16 protein-coding genes are annotated in these 21,821 nt (G+C 32.3%); 3 read left to right on the forward strand and 13 right to left on the reverse strand.

Annotation, left to right across the window (positions count from 1 at the left end; all coding sequences use genetic code 11):
• Nucleotides 1-161: 161 nt before the first annotated feature.
• Nucleotides 162-1,142, reverse strand: a complete 981-nt coding sequence (locus BTJ66_RS09580) for an LCP family protein (protein ID WP_099090742.1) — start codon at nucleotides 1,140-1,142, stop codon at nucleotides 162-164.
• Between the two features lie 139 nt (nucleotides 1,143-1,281).
• Here BTJ66_RS09580 and msrA point away from each other — a divergent pair, with 139 nt between their 5' ends.
• Nucleotides 1,282-1,797 (forward strand): peptide-methionine (S)-S-oxide reductase MsrA, encoded by a 516-nt coding sequence (msrA, locus tag BTJ66_RS09585; RefSeq protein WP_099090743.1) that lies wholly within the window; start codon nucleotides 1,282-1,284, stop codon nucleotides 1,795-1,797.
• A gap of 58 nt (nucleotides 1,798-1,855) precedes the next feature.
• Here the strand turns inward: msrA and BTJ66_RS09590 are convergent, their stop codons facing one another.
• From BTJ66_RS09590 to BTJ66_RS09625, 8 genes are all read right to left on the reverse strand, one after another.
• On the reverse strand, nucleotides 1,856-2,770 hold the full coding sequence (locus BTJ66_RS09590; protein ID WP_099090744.1) for a D-ribose ABC transporter substrate-binding protein: 915 nt from the start codon (nucleotides 2,768-2,770) through the stop codon (nucleotides 1,856-1,858).
• Nucleotides 2,771-2,787: 17 nt separating this feature from the next.
• A complete protein-coding gene (locus BTJ66_RS09595; protein ID WP_099090745.1) occupies nucleotides 2,788-3,729 on the reverse strand; it encodes an ABC transporter permease in 942 nt (313 codons plus the stop codon).
• Nucleotides 3,716-5,206, reverse strand: coding sequence for a sugar ABC transporter ATP-binding protein (locus BTJ66_RS09600; RefSeq protein ID WP_099090746.1), 1,491 nt, complete (start codon nucleotides 5,204-5,206; stop codon nucleotides 3,716-3,718). The genes BTJ66_RS09595 and BTJ66_RS09600 overlap by 14 nt, the downstream gene beginning before the upstream one ends.
• A gap of 13 nt (nucleotides 5,207-5,219) precedes the next feature.
• Nucleotides 5,220-5,609 (reverse strand): D-ribose pyranase, encoded by a 390-nt coding sequence (gene rbsD / locus BTJ66_RS09605; protein ID WP_099090747.1) that lies wholly within the window; start codon nucleotides 5,607-5,609, stop codon nucleotides 5,220-5,222.
• A gap of 41 nt (nucleotides 5,610-5,650) precedes the next feature.
• On the reverse strand, nucleotides 5,651-6,616 hold the full coding sequence (locus BTJ66_RS09610) for a LacI family DNA-binding transcriptional regulator (RefSeq protein WP_099090748.1): 966 nt from the start codon (nucleotides 6,614-6,616) through the stop codon (nucleotides 5,651-5,653).
• A 445-nt stretch (nucleotides 6,617-7,061) separates the two neighbouring features.
• Nucleotides 7,062-9,587 (reverse strand): bifunctional lysylphosphatidylglycerol flippase/synthetase MprF, encoded by a 2,526-nt coding sequence (gene mprF / locus BTJ66_RS09615; RefSeq protein WP_099090749.1) that lies wholly within the window; start codon nucleotides 9,585-9,587, stop codon nucleotides 7,062-7,064.
• Nucleotides 9,588-9,791: 204 nt separating this feature from the next.
• Nucleotides 9,792-11,018 (reverse strand): AI-2E family transporter, encoded by a 1,227-nt coding sequence (locus tag BTJ66_RS09620; protein WP_099090750.1) that lies wholly within the window; start codon nucleotides 11,016-11,018, stop codon nucleotides 9,792-9,794.
• A gap of 285 nt (nucleotides 11,019-11,303) precedes the next feature.
• Nucleotides 11,304-12,395, reverse strand: coding sequence for an acyltransferase (locus BTJ66_RS09625; RefSeq protein WP_099090751.1), 1,092 nt, complete (start codon nucleotides 12,393-12,395; stop codon nucleotides 11,304-11,306).
• 252 nt (nucleotides 12,396-12,647) lie between these two features.
• Between BTJ66_RS09625 and BTJ66_RS09630 the strand changes: the two genes are divergently transcribed.
• Nucleotides 12,648-13,220: a hypothetical protein gene (locus tag BTJ66_RS09630; protein ID WP_099090752.1), complete on the forward strand. Its 573-nt coding sequence runs from the start codon at nucleotides 12,648-12,650 to the stop codon at nucleotides 13,218-13,220.
• Between the two features lie 377 nt (nucleotides 13,221-13,597).
• Here BTJ66_RS09630 and glcT read toward each other — a convergent pair whose 3' ends face one another.
• The 4 genes from glcT to parE form a co-directional block, all read right to left on the reverse strand.
• The gene (gene glcT / locus BTJ66_RS09635) at nucleotides 13,598-14,437 is read right to left on the reverse strand and encodes a glucose PTS transporter transcription antiterminator GlcT (RefSeq protein ID WP_099090753.1); all 840 of its coding nucleotides are present in this window, start codon (nucleotides 14,435-14,437) and stop codon (nucleotides 13,598-13,600) included.
• Nucleotides 14,438-14,625: 188 nt separating this feature from the next.
• Nucleotides 14,626-16,068 carry a glutamine transporter AlsT gene (gene alsT / locus BTJ66_RS09640; RefSeq protein WP_099090754.1) on the reverse strand — a complete coding sequence of 481 codons (1,443 nt, stop codon included), beginning with the start codon at nucleotides 16,066-16,068 and terminating at the stop codon, nucleotides 14,626-14,628.
• Between the two features lie 247 nt (nucleotides 16,069-16,315).
• Entirely contained in the window at nucleotides 16,316-18,718 is a 2,403-nt protein-coding gene (gene parC / locus BTJ66_RS09645) for a DNA topoisomerase IV subunit A (RefSeq protein WP_099090755.1), read from the reverse strand.
• On the reverse strand, nucleotides 18,715-20,709 hold the full coding sequence (gene parE / locus BTJ66_RS09650) for a DNA topoisomerase IV subunit B (RefSeq protein ID WP_099090801.1): 1,995 nt from the start codon (nucleotides 20,707-20,709) through the stop codon (nucleotides 18,715-18,717). The genes parC and parE overlap by 4 nt, the downstream gene beginning before the upstream one ends.
• A gap of 200 nt (nucleotides 20,710-20,909) precedes the next feature.
• Between parE and plsY the strand changes: the two genes are divergently transcribed.
• On the forward strand, nucleotides 20,910-21,518 hold the full coding sequence (gene plsY, locus BTJ66_RS09655) for a glycerol-3-phosphate 1-O-acyltransferase PlsY (protein ID WP_099090756.1): 609 nt from the start codon (nucleotides 20,910-20,912) through the stop codon (nucleotides 21,516-21,518).
• Nucleotides 21,519-21,821: the final 303 nt, after the last annotated feature.

Here is a 21,821-nt window from a genome sequence, read left to right on the forward strand (position 1 = left end):
AGAGACTACAGGCTCGAACCATACCCCAGGCAAGCATGCACGGTCAAAATCGTAAGATTTTAAATATAAAGAGGACTAACCCATAAAGGATTAGCCCTCTTTTTTTGAGATTGGGTATTTATGTCCCAGCCTCTTTTTTAATTCTTATAGATACAATCTCGTTATTCTTCTAAGAACCTTTTAACTTCTTCTTTGTTTTTCGCTTTATCAATCTCTAAAGCACTACCGTCCATTGGTGTTTGAATATCTTGATACGTACCTTTGACAGGTAATGTCACAGAATCCACGTTCTTATCACCACGGATACCAAAGTTTAATCCTGATTGTATCAATGCAGAATCTGGCATATTCGTATTTAAATAACCTCTTAAAATACCAGCCACTCTAGGTAATTTAGGTAATGTATCAATGCTTGCAAGCTCTTGTTTGAGCGCTTGCATCACTTGCTGCTGTCTCCGTACACGACCGAAATCGCCTTCTTCATCGTGTCTAAATCTTGCATAACCTAATAATTCTTTACCATTCAGCGTATGATGTCCTTTCTTCAACGATACACCAATATTTTTTGACATATCTTTCTCAACATCAATTGGCACACCATTTGGCTCTAACTCATCTATCATTTTTTCAAATCCAGTAAAATCTAAAATCGCATAATATTCAGGATCAATGCCAAGATTTTTCTTCAATGTTTGTCTTAGCAACTCTGGTCCACCGATAGAATAAGCAGAGTTTATTTTGTGCTGGCCATTACCAGGGATATCAGCATAAATATCTCGCATCACAGACATCATTTTCATCTTTTTATGAATATAATCGTATTGTGCAATCATAATAGAATCTGTTCTAGAAATGCCGCCTTGTTCTTTGTCAGCACCTAATACCATAACTGTAATTTTACCATCGTTCTTTACGGCGCCATTAAATTTATGGTGTTTCAGTGTTTTACCATGGTCTTTAGCATATTTTATACCAGAATTATAACCATGAACTGAATAGCCTATGATAATTGCTAAAATAATAATACAAATCAAAATAATAAACGGAAGCTTTCTGAATCGCTTCTTTTTCACCCTACGCATTGGTGCGGGATTGGTATTGCTTTGTGTACTTTCATTGCTTCTTAGTTTGTCTTCATTCATTAGTATCAACCTTATATCTTCAAAATTGCACTTCTATGTACTATAATTAACATATATTAAAGTTATATAAAAAGTGTATAAAAATCAAGTGATATCTTAATATATGGTACTAAGGTCTAATACGGAAAGGATGTTAAGCATGAATATAAACAAAGCCTACTTCGCAGGAGGTTGCTTCTGGTGTATGGTTAAACCATTTGATACATTTGAAGGTATTGAAAAAGTAACCTCTGGCTATATGGGAGGGCATGTAGACAATCCTTCATATGAACAAGTCAAAACAGGTAACACTGGACATTTGGAAACTGTTGAAATCGAATATGACGTAGCACTATTTTCATACAATAAATTATTAGAGATTTTCTTTTCAGTAATAGACCCATCCGACGAAGGCGGCCAATTTCAAGATAGAGGCACGCAATATAAGACTGCTATCTTCTATACAAATGAAGATCAAAAAATCGTTGCCGAAGATTATATTGAAAAACTCAAACAAACTATTGATAAAGATAAAGCAATTGCAACACAAATATTACCCGCTTCAACATTTTATGAAGCAGAGTCAGAACATCAAGATTTTTATAAAAAGAACCCCGAACGTTATGCCAAAGAACAACAAGACCGCCAAAATTATAAGCACACAATAGATTACTAAACATAAAGCCGGAAAACAGTTTTTTAAAACTGAATCCGGCTTTTATTTTTATAACTCACTATTTTTGCTTTTTCATTTCTAAAGGTATCTTATTTTTTGTTTTAACTTTTTTGCCATTATATAAATCCATAACAGTTTTAATACTTGCTTCACCCATTAAATCTGGTTGTTGCGCAACTGTTGCATATAATTTATTATTTTCAACAGACTTCATAGCATCTTCATTACCATCAAAACCAACAACTTTAATATCTTTGTTACCAACCGCTTCTACGGCTCCTAATGCCATTTCATCATTTTGAGCAAATATCGCTTTAATATCAGGGTGTGCTTGAATAATATTTTGTGTCACATTCAAACCTTCTGTCCTATTAAATTTAGCACTTTGTTTCGAAACAACATCTAAATCATCATCAGCAATATGGTGAAATCCTTTGCCCCGTTCACGAGTAGCACTCGCACCTGGTATACCTTCCAGTTCGGCTACTTTTGTACCTTTACCCAATTGATCAACAATAAGTTTACCACCCATTTCGCCACCTTTAATATTATCTGACGCAATAAACGAAGCCACCTTTCCTTTAGCAACTTCTCTATCTAAAGTGATAACAGGTATATTTTGATCGTTCGCAATTTGAACACTACCTGAAATAGCATCCGAGTCGGTTGGATTTACAATAAGATAATCTACATTTTGTTGTATTAAATCATCAATGTCATTTGCTTGTTTCGCTGCATCGTCCTGAGCGTCTGCAAATTTAACTTTAACTCCCTGTTTCTTAGCCTCAGCTTCTATACCATCTTTAATTTTTACAAAGAATGGATTATTCAACGTAGAAATACTGACACCAATAACAACATCTGACTTTTTCTTATCCGATTTGCCACTGTCTTTCTTTTCCAAAGGCGACTCTAAAGAACAGCCGGCCAAAAAGAGTACCATGACCATTACAATTATGACTAATCTTTTCATGACATATTCCTCCTGCTCTATTTATTCTTTCTATCAATAAGTACTGCAATAATAATTACGACACCTTTAACCACTTGTTGATAGAAGGAAGAAACGCCTAATAAATTTAATCCATTATTTAATACACCTATAATCAACACACCTATTAGTGTTCCAAGTATACGTCCCTTACCACCTGTTAGAGATGTACCACCCAAAACAACTGCAGCAATTGCATCCAACTCATATGACATTCCCGCAGTTGGTTGAGCTGAATTTAACCGAGACGTTAAAATCGCCCCAGCCATCGCAGACATTAAACCAGCTAAACTGTATATCATAATTTTCAATTTATTTACTTTAATACCAGAAATAAAGGCTGCCTTTTCGTTACCACCCATCGCATAAGTTTGTCTACCAAATATCGTTTTATGTAAAATAATATATAAAATAATAAATGTAATAAACATCGTCACTGCTGGAACTGGTATGCCTAAAAAGTAACCGCGTCCAAATAATTGAAAGGCATAACTACCATTTAAATTCGTAATTGGATTCCCATCTGTAATAACAAGCGTCAATCCTCTAAAAACCGTCATTGTAGCCAATGTCGCAATAAAGGGTGCCATCTTACCTAGCGTAATTAAAATGCCGTTAACAGCGCCTAAAATAGCTCCAAAAATACATCCAACTAACAACGCAATCATAGAATCCACACCTGAGACCATTAAGATAGCTATGAGTGCACTAGATAATGCCAGAGTAGATCCAACAGATAAATCAATACCACCTGTTAAAATTACGAATGTCATCCCAAATGCAATTAATCCATTTATAGATACTTGTCTCAATAGGTTAAACAGATTTGATGGTTCTAAAAATGCACTATTTAACACACTAATGATAATGACCAGTAATATTAAACCAATAAATGGAATAATTTTTTCTAAATATGAAAATGAGACATTAGATTGCTTCATCAATATTCCCTCCTGTAGCTAAAGTCATAATACGTTCTTCTGTTAAATCTTTATTGTTTAATACACCTACTATATTGCCTTCATGTACGACTGCAACCCTATCACTCATACCAATTACTTCTGGAAGTTCTGATGAAACCATAATGATAGACATGCCACGTTCTGTCAGTTCATTCATTAATTGGTAAATTTCTCGCTTTGCGCCTACATCGATACCTCGAGTTGGTTCATCTAAGATCAATACATGTGGTGCCGTAGCAATCCATTTAGCTAACACCACTTTTTGCTGGTTACCGCCAGATAAATCCATACAGATATCCTCTTTTTTACCTTTGATATTCAAACGTTGAATCATTTGTTCTGCATAGTCATTCATTGATTTATCAGTCAAAAAGCCATGTTTTGAAAAACTTTTTAATGCAGGTAAAGAAATATTTTCAATAATTGAATCTTGGAGCACTAAACCCTCTTCTTTTCTATTTTCAGTGATAAATGCCAGGCCTTGCTTTATAGATGCATGAGGGTTCCTTACATGAATTGACTTACCATTGAGTGTTACTTGTGTATCTCCCTTATCCAGACCAAATAAGACGCGCATAATTTCAGATCTACCGGCACCCATCAAACCGCTAAATCCTAAAATCTCTCCCTTATGTAATTCAAAATGAACATCTTTCAAATGGTGTACAGAAGAATTAAGCTTACTAACCGATAGCACTAATTCATCTTGTTGATAATTTCTCTCTGGATACTGATTATCTAAGTCTCTCCCAATCATAGCTTTTACAATTGCTGTATTCGTTGTATCTTGTGTTTTCGTTGTTAGTATGGATTGGCCATCCCTCATCACAGTAATACGATCGGCAATGTTAAAAATTTCTTCCATTCTGTGTGATATGTAGACAAAAGAGACACCTGCTGATTTCAACTTATTAATTTGTTCAAATAATACCTCAATCTCACTCGTGGTTAAAGCAGCTGTTGGTTCATCCATAATAATCACTTTAGAATCTTGCATTAATGCTTTACTTATTTCTAACATCTGCTGCATACCAACGGATAATGTACCTGCTATTTGGTTAAGGTCAATTTGCACATTGAGTGTTTTAAATATCTCTAATGCTTGCTTTTCCATCGTTTTATTATCAATAATTCCTAAAAATTTAGTTGGTTCTTTACCTAAAAACAAATTCTCTAAGACAGTTAAATTAGGCCAAATATTTAATTCTTGTTGAATAAATGACACACCATTCGTCTCGGCGTCTTTGGTATTATCAAATTGAAGCGGCTTACCATCTTCTGTAACATGCCCACTATTGGCATCGTAAACCCCAGTTAAAATTTTCATTAACGTACTTTTTCCAGCACCATTTTCCCCCATAAGTGCATGAACTTCTGCATCTGCAATTTCAAAATCTACACCTCTGAGTACATCATTTTGTCCAAATGATTTATATATTTGCTTCATTTCAATCATCAGTTATCCCCCCTTAAAATAAAACATCACTTGTTAATATGACATTTGCAAAAGGTTTGTCCTCACCAGTGCGAATTACAGCTTTTACATTGTTACTATGTGACTTTAACGCTTCATGTGACTCTGTACGAAGATTAATTTCTTCTCCTTTTAACATGCTATATAACGGTTCATTTTTAGTTATCATTTCATGCGCAATCGTCATCTGTTCGATTGCCATATGTGCTCTAATCAACTGAAATACTTCCCAAAATGACGGTTTTCCAAATTCCAATGCAAGGTCAATTTTTTTAACACCATTGGGTACCGGAAGCCCACAATCAGCAATCATAATTTCATCTGTATGACCTAAATCACTAAGTAATTTTGAGATATCGCTATTTAATATGCCTGTTTTATACATAAAATCACCCTCCTTATATGTAACCCGTTACACACTATCGTTTATTTACGTATGCTTCCTCTACGTTTGACAGTGAGCGTCAACTGATTATTATCTTTCTTTGTGACATAGTGGCTTAAACCTAATAATTGTGAAACAGCAACTTCGCCTAAATGATATGCGGATTGATCTATCGTCGCAATTTGAGGATAGGTCATTTTTGAAAACGGAATATTGTCATATCCCATAATTTGTATGTCTTCTGGGACTTTAAAATGATATCTCTGAACTAGTCCTAAAACTTGTATAGCTATTAAATCATTACTACAAATAATACTATCGATGTTATGTTCATCCATTGCTTTAATAAATTTTTCCGCATTATCTAATTGTTGTGCTGCTAACATTTTATAATTGATATTGTACTGATTTAATACATCCTTGACACCTTGAACACGCTTATTAAATGCATCAATGAATAAATTTTCATGAATAATCATTACATTTTTAGCCTTTCCTCCTCGTACAATCTCTGCCTGAAGTTGACCACCATTAAAATGGTCGGTGGATATACCACTATGTTCATTATTAATACGATCGACAAATATAAATGGAATATGCTGTGCATTTAAAGTTTTTTCAATATTGTTATCATTAAACGCCGTAGATATTATTCCAGTACAATTATGTGATACAAAAGTTGCCAAATAATCCTGTGCCTTTTGTATATTATTATCACTATTGCCAATAAGTACTTGATACCCATGTGCTAAAGCAACATCCTCGACACCACGTGCAATTAATGTGAAGAACGGATTGCTAATGTCTGGAAGTAATAAACCAATCATTTTGGACTTTCTTTTATATAATGTTCGCGCTGCTTCATTTGGTAGATAATTTAATTCTGAAATCGCTTCCTCAATTTGAAGTCTTGTCTTTGCTTTAACATAACCATTGTTATTAATTGCTCTTGACACGGTTGCTACTGAACAACCAACCAATGTAGCTACGTCTTTAATCGTTGCCAATGTATCCACCTCATTTGTGTAACCGCTTTCATATTACCATAACATGTTTCCATTTAATAGCCTATTTGCATAAATTTATGATTTAATCAAAACAAGATTTGTCAATCATTCTGTCATTCGTTATATTAAAACCATAAAGTATAAATACACTTATATTTCAAAAAGAATATATAGATATAATATGTAAAATATAAAGTGAATAATATGTAACCACACTGTTGAAAGCGTTTTCTATTAATGCTATATTATGATTATACCTTAAAAAAAGAGGTAATAAGCGATTCAAATATAGTTAGAGTCAAAATGATATTTAGAAAGTTATGCAGTTAGTTTATTATGTAATTAATAACTTCTCCAGTATATTAATTACAGAAACCATTAAGCACGATTAACTCCTAAAAACACCCCACATGCTGAGCACATGTGGGGTGTTTCATTATTGCTATTATTTATGTTTTCTAATTACGCGCATCACTTTGATCATACTAACCCATAATGAATGGCGTTTTCTATATACAAGGAATCTGGGTTCCCATTGTGGATTGAATTTCTCTTTATATTTTCTTAAACCTTGAAATCTATATAAGCCATTAAAGTGTTCAAAAATACGTCCAGCTATACGTTCTCCATAAAAAGAATAAGGTATTTGCCCCACATTGGATAAAGTCGCCATTCCCATATTAAAACGTTGATAATTTTGCTTTTGTGACCACAACAACATATTCAAATATAAACCATCCATTAATGGCAATGCGACATCTGTTCTCCAACGTATTAAATCAACAGAAATAGTACCTTTATAATATGTTGGCATCAAAGTACAAAATGCAATAATCGCTTCATTACTGTCTTTTATAATTGCAATTGGTGCTTTAGATAAATACGCTTCATTAAAACTACCTACAGAAAAATGCATTTCATTTTTATCTGCAAGCCATTCATCACTAATTTTCTTTAAATCAAAAATTAATTGTTGTGAAAACGGTGGTTCTTTAACTTCAAATTTATAATTTAAATCGTCAAATTTATTTAAAGTTGCACGCAAACCACGTTTTTTCTTACCTGAAGTCGTAAACGAAGTTAAATCAATAACCGCTTCCTCACCTAATTTGAAGAATTGATTTCCAAAACTATGATAAAGTGACATATTTTTATCCGTTACTTGATAGAAAATAATATCATAACCTAGGTACTCTGCTTCTTGATAAAACGACTCGAGAAGGTTATGGAAAGAGTGTGGATTACCAATAGGATCACCAAGTACAATATATGCACTACGTTGGTAACGATACATTAAAAAGGCATCTTCTTGTTCATCAACAAAAAATTGTTTATCACCACTATACATAAGGTGACTTAAATAATTCCCACCATATTGTTGAATGATAGCTTCACATAGTTCACTATTTTCTCGCGCATTTGAAATTCTATGACGATGTTCAAACCACCAAACGATAGTGCCAACAATAACTGCCACTAACAAAATCGTGAACCAGAAATAATACCTTAAAATAGATGTATCTAACTCAATATGATAAATATCCAATGTATAAAAAGCACTGGCAATAACAATATGATTAATGTATAGTACGATTGCCCCCATGATAAAGCTTAAGCATAATTTTGAATATCTAAACGGGCGCTTTATAACTCGCGCTCTTCTATAAAATATTAATAATAAAATGAGCATTACAATTAGCCAACTCAGTAAAATAAATGAAGCATAGGTATAAGCCGTTGCAATAAATATTAATACAATAGAAATAATAGAGAACAGAATTGCACGCTTAGATAACCGATATACACCTACTACATTTAAAAATAATAATAAACATGCACATGTATGTACCGATACAATAATGTAATAAATATAGTGATTTGGATCATATAAACCATCATAAATGATGGTTAAATTATTTAAGAAAAATAGCAGACTCGTAAACATTAATAATATAGCAATAGAAAACGATGGTGCTCGCGCAATAATATCCTTTTGATACGACGCTAATAAAGAACTCATATCTTTAACTGGAACTAAAATACGCGAATCTTCCCAATAACGTTTGGCAGTTCCTCGAAATTCAAATGTAGATAAAATCAAGGCAATTAACACAGGAAATAGATAATATGCGAAGCGATAAAGTAATAATGCTAATACAATAGATTCTTCAGCGATATTTAAGCTTTTAAGCCCTAATATTATTACTAAATCAAATGTACCAAATCCACCTGGAATAAAACTGATAAGCCCTGATAATGCAGCGATAATAAAAATCCCCATAAATGTAGAAAATGGTATATGGATCCCTACCATAGATAAAGCCATATATAATACGAGTGCTGCTACAATCCATTCAACACTTGATACAAGGGTACAGTATACACCTAGAAATTTTTGCGTTTTTTGTACTGGTTTGATTACCGTAAAAATTACAAAAATTGGTAAAAACAAGGCAACAATATACATTAACCATTTAATCCATGGGTATGGAGAAAAAAGATGCGATATATTAAACACGTGTAACACTACTAAAATAGATAATAAACTTAAGCCAGTTAACATAGAAATTAATACGATAGATATGGTATGCAACAATGCTTTTTTGTCATCTGTAGCATGTTTGTAAAATAAAAAACGTACACTCGCCCCAATAAATCCACCAAAACCTACAACAGCATTAAGTGCATTAACAATATATCCAACGCGAATGGTTTTCACTAAAGAAATCTTTAGATTTAAAGTCTTCGCCAGTATGACATCATACATAGAAAGTACAATAATAGACGCCCCACCGCTTATAAATAATAATACTAACCATACGCGATTAATTTTTCCGAAAGCGTGAATCGTTTCTTTAATATTGATATGCGATAATTCTTTATATAGTGTAAACACTACAATGATAAACAATGCTACCGCAAATACGATTTTCAATATAGAAAGTAATCTACTTCTCATTTTTTTAGACATGTTTTCACTTCTCTTTATAATAATCTAAGTTCAATAAAAAATATAGCACAATAATAATATATAATAAATAAAATGTTAAAAATAACTTCTAACATAATTGTTAGGTGTATGTTGAAAACAAAAAACACCTTATTGAAACGCATTGTTCCATAAGGTGTTTCTTCTCAATTACTAAATAGACACGGCAGTCTTATTATCTAAAAACTAGCGAATCTCTTCATCATTTGTAATTTCATATTCGCCTGCATCATCACCATAATATTTATTATATCTACGTTTATACATAGTATATACGTGGGCAACTAATACTTTTAGTATGGCATATGCTGGAATACCTAAAATAACTCCGACAATACCTAAAAGATTACCTGCGCTCAATAAGATGAAGATGATAGTTAGTGGATGTATTTTTAATGTTTTACCCATAATGTTAGGTGAAATAAAGTGGCCCTCAATAAATTGTACCGCAGTCCATACCACTATCAATTTTAAGAGCATAATCGGCGATGTGATTAAAGCAATAATAATAGCTGGTGAAATAGCTATTGTTGGCCCTAAATAGGGTACTACACTCGTAACAGCAGCAATAGATGCTAAAATCAAACTATAGTCTAAGCCTATAATACTATAACCAATAAATAGTAATACACCAATACAAAATGAAACAATAATTTGGCCTTGGATATAAGAGCCAACTTGTAAACTCATTTTATCTAATAAATCATGAAAATCTTTTCTAAATTTTGGTGGCATTATTTTAGTAGAAAATTCTTTAAAATGATGTCCATCTTTTAACATAAAGAATAATACAAATGGTGTTGTTGCAATAACGACACCAACATTAACAATAGCTTCAGCAACGTTTTTTACTTTTGAGCCGAATCCATTAAAATAATCAGAAACCATTGACGGTACCTTATTAGCCAATGCATCCAATTGTTCTTGTATTTGTCCATAGAAATTAGAAATCAAGGAATTTTTTGTAAGGTTATCAATAAATTGATTTACTTTATCTACATAATAAGGAAAGTTGTTCCCAAAACTTTTAAATTGAGTACCTATCACTGGAATTAATAAGTTAATTGCTAAAGCAATGACACCAATAATAACTAAGAATAATATAATAACACCCCAAAGGCGTGAGATATTATATCGTTCCATCAGGTTAACTAATGGATTGAATAAATAGTATAGAATGATTGAAACAATGATAGGCGCTGCAATCGTATTGAATACAATGATAAATGGTTTGAAGATATATGATACTTGATCAAATATAAATATTGCAATACCTAAAAGTATCAACATAAATAAGCCAAATAATAAGTCTTTGCCTCCCATAAACTTCATGAAGCGGGTCTCTGGAAAACTAAGTCTTAGTTTTTCTTTTTTATTTTTTGTTTCTTGTTTAACGTTGTCCTCGTTCGACATATATTACTCACCATACCTTAACTTAATACTTTGAATTCGTAATTACACTCTCTCTTGATAGAAATACTGTCCGAAATTCTATCATAAACTACTTTAATTGTCCTAATTACTAATTTCCATCATATCATATTCTTATTATTTCACATATCTATTTTATAACAAGAAGAAAAAAGCCAGCAATATTCTGAACATTGTAAACGCAATCTCATTTGATACAAAAAGCCTGAAGTGCTCAGAAAGAGACCTTCAGGCATAAATACTATGTTAAATAATTTGATATGAATACTAATTAGACGTATATTCGTTTTGAGTTATGTTTATCTTGTCTACATCTGTAGTTTTAGTTGCCTTTTTCCTTGGAATTGGGACAATATAATTGCCGTATGGTAGCTTTCCTATAAGATAAACAATCAATACAGATACGGCTACAGTTAATATAAAAACCCCCATAAATTTACTTTGAGGTACAATGTCTTCTATAATTGGCAACCGTTTCACAAATTGAATTGCGACATAATGTACTAAGTAAATCCCCATAGAATAATTCCCTATTAGAGTTAATATTTTTAAAATTGTTTTGTTTTTCTTAATGTGTTCATATAAATAGTTTAAAAAAATTAGGAAAAATGGGATATATACCATATTTGAAATAGTAATTGAACTTTGTAAATGATTCAAATCTATACTTAATAGAAAATCAATAAATAAAATACCGATAACAATTGATAATATCGCTTTATGTTTAAAAATCAATATTCTAATTTCATTATAAAATTTAGCATATACTATGCCTAACATAAAAAATGAAATCCAATTCATAATAAATAATTTATCATTCACAAAGCGTTCTATGCCGTCACTATCCATTGATATAGGGTCCATTCTAATCCAAATAATATTGGCGATAGTCGCTAATATATAAACACCAATAATTGGCCAACCTTTTCTGAATTTATGTAGAATAGGAAATAAAACGTAAAACTGGATGACTGTCAAAATAAAATACAGATGGAAATTCGCTTTTCCATACACAAAGTAATTTAACAGGTTACCGTCATCCTCAAGATTATGTAAATAATAAGCTCTATATAATAAATAAAATATAGTCCAAATGATATAAGGAATAAATATTTTGCTAAACCGTGATTTAACAAAATAGTCCAAATGAAAACCCTTGTTCACTACTGAGATGGTTAATAAAAATGCGCTTATTACAGCAAATATGGGTGTACCTAACCTGGCTATTTGATTTACATAACCTAACCCATCTGATGCAAATGTACCTCCTGACAAGGCTATACTATTAACAGTATGTATCGCCACAACTAACATAGCAGCTACAGATCTTATTATAGGCACCTCATCATAATACTTCATATTTTTATCCTCCTAAATTCAAATCAGACAGAACATTAAGTATAATGTTTTTCATTTTAATAGTAAATGAATTTTATCGTCAAAATATAAAGTTTAAGAATTCTATTACATACAATTTACAATTTTAATAATTATCATTTAGTTTTCGCGCAGCAATAATATGTTTTTTCATGATATGCTTTATTTAATCTACCAATAGACGTATACTATTAACATACATAATAGGCACAATATAAATACAGGAGCATTTCATTGAAAAAAATCATAATATTTTTATTTATTCTTGTAATCAGTGTAGCTGGTTGCAGTTACGCCAAAAATTCTAAAAAACAAATAACCGACCCTATGACGTTTGCAAAAGCTAGTCTAGGTAGTACATTTTATTCTAAAAAGGATGATATAACTTATAAATCAATTCAAAAATTTACAAATAAATATTCAACTACAAATGATATAACGCCTACGAATAATAAAACCTTCAAAACATCATTTAGCTACTTGCTCGTTGAAAATACGAAAACACATGAGCGCTATTTAGGGTACTTTGGTGATGTTATGAATGAAACACCAACCCCAATAACATTCACAGGCGATATAAAGATAACATTAGATGATTCCACTTTCATAAGCATGCCAAAATCGTCTACATTAGTGGATGAATTAGATTCAGGTACTAAAAAGCGTGGGTATGCAATAGCTAAATTAAATTCCAAAAAACAACCAAAACAAATAAAAATTGAATTAAACAAGCCGCTTGATACATATCAACAACAAGGTTATGGCAAAAAAATTGTTTTTTTACTCCATGCAAAAAATAATGCTTAAATGCATTAAAAGTGAATCTTGTTTCATTATGTAATGCAATTTATACTAAGTAAAAAACAAACCAGCCGCCCATAATGACGTCTGGTTTGTTTTCATATATTAAATCCATAAATTAAACTGTCATTTGTATAACAAATCTAGTTGCATTTCTCATAATGAATAATACGCCTAATAACCTCAACTACAAAATCACTTATGCACATGAATTGCTACATAAGTAATAATTCGAATGTTATATATCATACTCAATTTGGACCCTGACATAATAAGATCCATTGACAGTTAGCCACTAACATGAGCTATTAGTATGTGACAAAATGTCATAAGATGTTTCAATACATAGCCTCATTGCTAGCTTTTTAATTATCGTCTCGGGTTTAATGATTTTCCATAAAATGATAAACATGCAACGTTAAATATATAACCTCTGCTTCATATACTTTTACTTTTAATTCTTGTTGTAAAAGCTGCATGATTTTCAAAGCGATATTAAAACATTGTGGATATTGTTGCTTTAATAAAGCTTCAAATGCATTAGTTTTTTGTAATGACTCACCGTTTCGTAATCGTTTAATCAAAAACTGAATATGTCTTATAAAACGTTGATACTGAACAGATTCTTTGTCTATCGTATGTTTCAAATCATTTTCTAAAATGAAAATACTCTTATTAATAAGCTTATTAATTAAATCCATCTCTCGCATAGATAATGATTCAGTATTCGAAGCAATATGTAATGCAATAAATCCAATCTCATCTTCTGGGAAATGAACTGCCAATACATGATTTAAACGTTCAATTACTTTCTCTGCAATACGATATTCCTCGCTATATAATTGTTTTGTTTCTACAACAAAAGGATTGTTAATCAATTGATTCTGCTTTAAACGTTTATAAGCGAAAATAATGTGATCTGTTAATGAAATGACTAGTTTTTGATTATCTACTTTCATTACAGAATTGGTTATAATATTGACTGCATCAATCACTGCTTGAATTATGGTATCATTTGCTAACTCCATTAATGTTTTATAATGATCTTGCTGTGATTTTTGATCCAATATATAAACTTTTTCTATCGTTTGATTTTCTTGTAACACCATACCATGCTTCTTATTAAATCCAATACCTTTTGCAATCAGCACGTATTCCTCTTGTGCCTTTGTACAAATAATAACATTATTATTTAAAACCTTCTTTATTAGGTATGCATTCACATCAATCATCCTTATCTTTAGTCAATCAATATTATATAGTGATTAATTATAAAATGAAAGAATTAATCTATTCTGTTTTATAATTATTTTTCACGCGTTAATTTCCCCAAAATAAAAAAGCGTCTGTCGAGAGGCCCACATTCAAGTGGACTCATAACAAACGCTTTAAGCATTAAAATTTAATTTCGTTATTTTTTCATGCCCCAACTTTCAATACCAAATAAATTAATTTCTAATTCTTCTGGTTTGAACACAGGTTTTTTACCAGCTCTACGCTGACGTTGATAGTCGTTCATAACAGCAAATGCAATATTAGATAGACCTATAATTGCTACTAGGTTGACAATAGCCATTAATCCCATAAAGACATCTGCAGTACTCCAAACAGTTTCTGTTTTAATAACTGCTCCTACAAATACAAGTACGACAACTAAACATCTAAAAATAAATAAAATGGATTTATTTTTAGATAAGAATTCTATATTTGATTGTCCATAATAATAATTACCAACCACAGAAGAAAATGCAAATAATGTGATAGCTATTGTTAAGAATACACCACCTGCACTACCTAAATGTTCATTTAAAGCTGATTGTGTAACTGCAACACCTTGTGCTGCATTCTCACCAAATTCTAAACCAGTATATAGTAAAATCATAATCGCTGTAGCTGTACAAACTAACATTGTATCAAAGAATACACCTAATGATTGGATTAAACCTTGCTTAACTGGGTGCGGCGCTGCAGCTGTAGCAGCTGCGTTTGGTGCAGAACCCATACCAGCCTCATTAGAGAACAATCCACGTTTTACACCTTGAAGAATAGCTGCACCAACCGCGCCACCAGTTGCTTGCTCAAATCCAAATGCACTTTTTATGATTGTAGAAATCATTGGAATAATTTGATCATAGTTTATGACAAGAATCACTACCACTAGTCCAATATATATAATTGCCATGATCGGTACGATGATTGAAGATAATTTAGCAATACTGCGTACACCACCAAATATAATTAAAGCAGTAAGTACTGCTAAAATAATACCTGTTATCATAGGGTCTACATTATATTGTGTTTTCAAAGACTCAGCAATCGTATTGGATTGAACAGTATTAAATACAAAAGCAAATGTAATTGTAATTAATACCGCAAAGACGATACCAAGCCATTTTTGATTTAAACCTTTTGTTATGTAATAAGCTGGTCCACCACGGTAACCACCATCTTCATCCGGCACTTTATATACCTGTGCTAAAGTTGCTTCTATAAAGGCACTCGCTGCACCAATAAATGCAATAACCCACATCCAAAAAACTGCTCCTGGTCCACCAAGTACAATAGCCGTAGCAACACCTGCAATATTTCCAGTTCCTACTCTTGACCCAGCACTGATTGCAAATGCTTGGAAAGGCGAAATTCCTTTTTTACCATTATCCAACGTTTCAGGTTTTTCACCAATTGCACGAAACATCTCTGGTATCCATCTTAATTGAACAAATTTAGAGCCGATTGTAAAGAATATACCCGCCGTAATTAAAAGTCCAATTAGATACTGTGACCAGATTAAATCATTCCCGACTTGAACAAAAGCTTTGAACCAATCTGGAATTAAACTATCAAAATCTTTCAATTTAATCCCTCTCATCTATGTAATTTTAATTTCAAATTAGAGTAAGAGATTTATAGACAGTGTTATAAGTATAGGTAACGCATGATTACATACTACTTATAAAATTAAGAAAAATGTACACTAGGCCATATGCCTAGCACAATGCTTTTCCATTTCTGCTACAAACCTCTTTTTAATAATTTATTGCACCTAACTGGTATTTTATCACTATATAGTTGTATTTACTAATAATTTTTTAAAAATCACCCTATTTAACTTCTAAATCAATTACTTCTCCAAATTCACTTGTATCTACAATAAAGCTGCCATTTGTATACTGTTCCGATAAATGGATATCTTTAATCACACCAGTTTCATACTGTTTATCTGAATAAATGGTATAAGATGTTTGCTCAGGTTGAATGACCTTAGCCGCTACGATACGATGTGGTGACTTTTTCAATTCTTTCAATAAAGTAATGCCACGTTGTGCACGTTTAGCTGTTTGAAGAATTTTATAACCGATACGTTTAAGGGATCCACGTTGTGTTGCCATTAAAATCGTATTATTTGTATTAATAACCTGAGTTAACACAACAAAGTCATCATCTTTTAGATTAATCGATTTAACTCCTGCTGCTCTTAAGCCAGTATCAGAAAGTTCATCACTACTATAGGTTAATGACATACCTTTATTTGTGATAACCGTTAGTAATTGAGCAGAATCTATTCTCATTACATTAATAATCTCATCGTCATCCTTCACTTTCATTGCGACAAGCGGCTTATTGTAACGTGTTGTTTTAAACATAGAAACATTACTACGTTTAATCATTCCGTTTCGCGTAGCTAAAATGTAAAATGATTCTGGTTTAAAGTCACTTTCACAATATGCATCAATGATAAATTCACCTTCATCAAGCGGCACAATCTGAGAAACATGTTGCCCTAATTCTTTCCATTTCAGTTCAGTTAATTTATGTACCGGAATAAATAAATAACGCCCTTTATTGGTGAAAATTAACGCAGTATCAAGTGTATTCACTTCTTGGTGTTTCATAAGCGCATCACCATCTTTCACGCCTATTTCATTTACACCACTCGCATTATAACTACGCAACGATGTACGCTTAATATAACCGTGTTTTGTAACACTCATAATTACTGTTTCACTAGGTATCATAACTTCTTTATCAATTTTGATTTCAGCAATCTCAGCTTCTATTGAAGATAAACGCTTCTGTTTAAATCGATTACGGATTTCTGTTAATTCTTCTTTTATAACATTTAAAAGTGCAGAATGATCATCTAAAATATTTCTTAAGTTTTCTATTATTGTTTGTAATTCATCATGTTCTTCTTGTAATTGCACGATGTCCGTATTTGTTAAACGATATAATTGCAAAGTCACAATTGCTTCTGCTTGAGCCTCTGTAAAATCAAATTCTGCAACTAAATTATCTTTAGCATCCTTTTTATTCTTAGATGCTCTTATTAATTTAATTACTTCATCTAAAATAGATAAGGCTTTCATAAGACCTTCAACAATATGCATTCTACTTTCAGCATGATTTAATTCATAACGTGTCCGTTTAGTCACAACTTCAATTTGATGATTTAAATAGCTATCGATAAACTGACGAATGCCCATTAGCACTGGTCTTCCCTCACTGATAGCAACCATATTGAAATTATATGAAACTTGTAAATCTGTATTTTTATAGAGAAAATTTAGTACAGCTTCACTATTTACATCTTTTTTCAATTCAATTGCAATACGTAAGCCTGTACGATCAGTCTCATCACGCACTTCTACAATACCATCTACTTTTTTATCTGCACGTAACTCATCCATCTTTTTAACGAGTGAACTTTTATTTACTTCATACGGTACTTCAGTGACTATTAATTGCTTTCTACCGTTTCTTAATTCTTCTACTTCAACTTTGGATCTAACAATCACTTTACCTTTTCCTGATTCATACGCTTTTTTAATGCCGTCTATCCCTTGGATAATGCCCCCAGTTGGGAAGTCGGGACCTTTAATATATTTCATTAATTGCGCTACTGTGATATCAGGATTATCGATAAATTTAAGTGTCGCTTGTATGACTTCACCGAGATTATGCGGCGGTATATCTGTTGCATACCCCGCAGAAATACCCGTACTTCCGTTAATTAATAAATTAGGTAACCTTGCTGGTAAGACCATAGGTTCCATTGTCGTATCATCATAGTTTGGCATGAATGGTACGGTTTCTTTATTTATATCTCTTAAAAGTTCTTCAGAAATACGACTTAATTTAGCTTCTGTATAACGCATTGCTGCTGCAGGATCATTATCAATACTACCATTGTTCCCTTGCATTTCTATTAGTACATGTCGTAGTTTCCATCCTTGACTGAGTCGAACCATAGCGTCATATACAGATGAATCACCGTGTGGGTGATACTGTCCAATAACGTCGCCGACTGTTTTAGCACTTTTACGGAAATTTTTATCATATGTGTTACCACTAGAATACATAGCATACAAAATACGTCTTTGAACAGGTTTGAGACCATCACGAACGTCTGGCAATGCACGCTCTTGAATGATGTATTTACTATATCTACCAAAACGATCGCCAATAACATCTTCTAGCGATAAATCTTGTATTATTTCACTCAATTTATTTCCTCCTCATTAGGATGTTCCTGTTCTAAAATTTGGATTTCGCTATTATCTAATATACTTTGTTCTTCTTGTAATCCAAATTCAACATGTTTTTCTATCCATTCACGTCTAGGTGCTACTTTGTCACCCATTAATGTTGTTACACGTTTAGAAGAACGTAATTCATCTTCAACTTGTACTCTTATGAGCGTTCTTGTATCTGGATTCATCGTTGTTTCCCATAACTGATCAGCATTCATTTCACCTAGACCCTTATAACGTTGTAATGAGAAACCTTTGCCTAATTTTTTTTGTAATTTTTCTAATTCTTCATCAGTCCAAGCATATTCGATTTTTTTCGATGCGCCTTTACCTTTTTCTAATTTATAGAGAGGTGGTAATGCGATAAACACTCTACCGGCTTCTACAAGTGGCTTCATGTATTTATAAAAGAACGTTAATAAAAGTACTTGAATATGTGCGCCATCTGTATCAGCATCAGTCATGATAATTATCCTATTATAATTACTATCTTCAATTTTGAATTCATTACCGACACCAGCACCAATGGTATGAATAATTGTATTGATTTCTTCATTTTTAAAGATATCATCCAAACGTGCTTTTTCAGTATTTATCACTTTTCCTCTTAAAGGCAAGATAGCTTGGTATTTACGATCTCTACCTAATTTGGCTGAACCACCTGCTGAGTCTCCCTCAACAAGGTATAATTCTTTCTTCTCCGTATTTTTACTTTGAGCAGGTGTTAACTTACCAGATAATAGAGTATCTTTTCGTTTATTCTTTTTACCTGAACGTGCGTCTTCACGTGCTTTTCGTGCAGCTTCTCTTGCTTGTTGCGCCTTTAGTGCTTTTTTAACAAGCGCTTTTGATAGTTGCCCTTTTTCTTCCAAATAGTATGGGAGTTTATCGGCTACTACAGAATCAACTGCACTTCTAGCTTCAGGTGTCCCTAATTTAGACTTCGTTTGTCCCTCAAATTGGAGTAATTCTTCTGGGATACGAATAGAAATAATTGCTGTTAATCCTTCTCTTATGTCATTTCCATCTAAATTTTTATCTTTTTCTTTTAATTCATTAATACGGCGTGCGTAATCATTAAATACACGCGTCATCGCTGTTTTAAAGCCCACTTCATGAGTACCGCCGTCTTTTGTACGCACATTATTAACAAAACTCAAAATGCCTTCAGAATATTGATCGTTATATTGAAAAGCAACTTCTACTTCAATATTATTAGCTTCACCAGAAAAGTCGGCTACATCATGTAACACTTCTTTACCTTCATTAACATAAGCCACGAATTCTTTGATACCATCTTCGTAATGAAAGACATCTTCTCGTTCTTTGCCAACGCGTAAGTCTTTTAAAGTGATTTTAAGACTTTTCAGTAAAAATGCCGACTCTTGAAGACGTTCACTTAAGACATCATAATTAAAAGAAGTGGCAGATTTAAATATTTCTGAATCTGGTTTAAATGTTACCTTAGTTCCATTTTTTTTAGTTTTTCCATGTTTAACTAAACCAGTTATTGGTTTGCCGCCTTGTGCAAAGCTTTGTGTGTAAATATTTCCATCTCTGTATATTTCAACTTCTAACCACTCACTTAATGCATTAACAACTGATGCACCAACGCCATGTAAGCCACCAGACGTTTTATAGCCACCTTGTCCGAATTTCCCACCCGCATGAAGTATGGTGAAAATGACTTGTACGGTAGTTTTTCCTGATGTATGAATACCTGTTGGCATTCCTCGACCATTATCTTCTATAGTAATACTTTCATCTTTATTAATTGTAACTAGGATTTCACTACCAAAGCCATTTAATACCTCATCGACGGAATTATCGACAACTTCATATACTAGATGATGTAATCCACGTTTATCGGTAGAACCAATATACATCCCAGGTCTTTTTCTTACGGCCTCTAATCCCTCAAGTACCTGAATGGAATCATCCGAATAATTACTTTTCTTATTCATTGCCAATCGTTTCGCCCTCCTACAAACGTACGTTCGTTTTTAAAACTATACATTAGTTATTCTTATATAAATCTTCATAAATTGCAAGTATCAAATCAATTTTCAGTTGAGAAATAATACCCATTTTAAATTTTCATTCGTATTATACTACGCTTATATGGTAAAATAATTTTAATGTCATTAAAGGATGTGGATTATATATGATGATTGTAATCATGTTGATACTGAGTTACCTTATCGGTGCTTTCCCAAGTGGCTATGTAATAGGTAAATTATTTTTTAAAAAAGATATCCGACAATTCGGAAGTGGAAACACTGGGGCAACAAATAGCTTTAGAGTATTAGGGAAGCCAGCTGGTTTTATAGTAACTTTCCTCGATATATTCAAAGGGTTTATTGTCGTGTTCTTTCCACTTTGGTTGCCTGTCCATGCTGAAGGGCCTATAAGTACATTTTTCACAAATGGACTTATTGTAGGCGCTTTCGCAATTTTAGGTCATGTATACCCAGTTTATCTTGGATTCAAAGGTGGAAAAGCCGTTGCTACAAGTGCTGGTGTTATACTTGGTGTTAATCCTGTCTTATTATTAATATTAGCAGCAATTTTCTTTGGAATATTATATTTAACAAAGTATGTATCCCTATCAAGTATTATTGCATCTATTTGCTGTGTTATCGGCGCTCTATTAATTCGAGACTATATCTTATTTATCGTAAGTATATGTGTTGGCGTCTTGCTTATTATTAGACATCGAACTAATATTATAAGAATATTCAAGGGCGAAGAGCCTAAAATAAAATGGATGTAACTATTACTATAGTCGCTCTACAAAAATAAAATTACTTAAATAAAATTAGAGCTGGGGCATAAATGCCGCCAGCTTTTTTATACAATACATGAATAGATAAACATATCAGTACAATATATAAATTGATTCTATAGCTACAATTTCTATTATACTACTTATTCGTACCTTTATCATGCGTTTTCTTAATTTCACCAGATTGTTGATTTATATAACATAACGAATTGAAAAATTATGTTATACTACTTTTAATATTACTGAAAATGGGTAATATATATAAATACTAATTTATTTTAGTTGCCAACA

This window comes from Staphylococcus edaphicus (assembly GCF_002614725.1).
Classification (GTDB): domain Bacteria; phylum Bacillota; class Bacilli; order Staphylococcales; family Staphylococcaceae; genus Staphylococcus; species Staphylococcus edaphicus.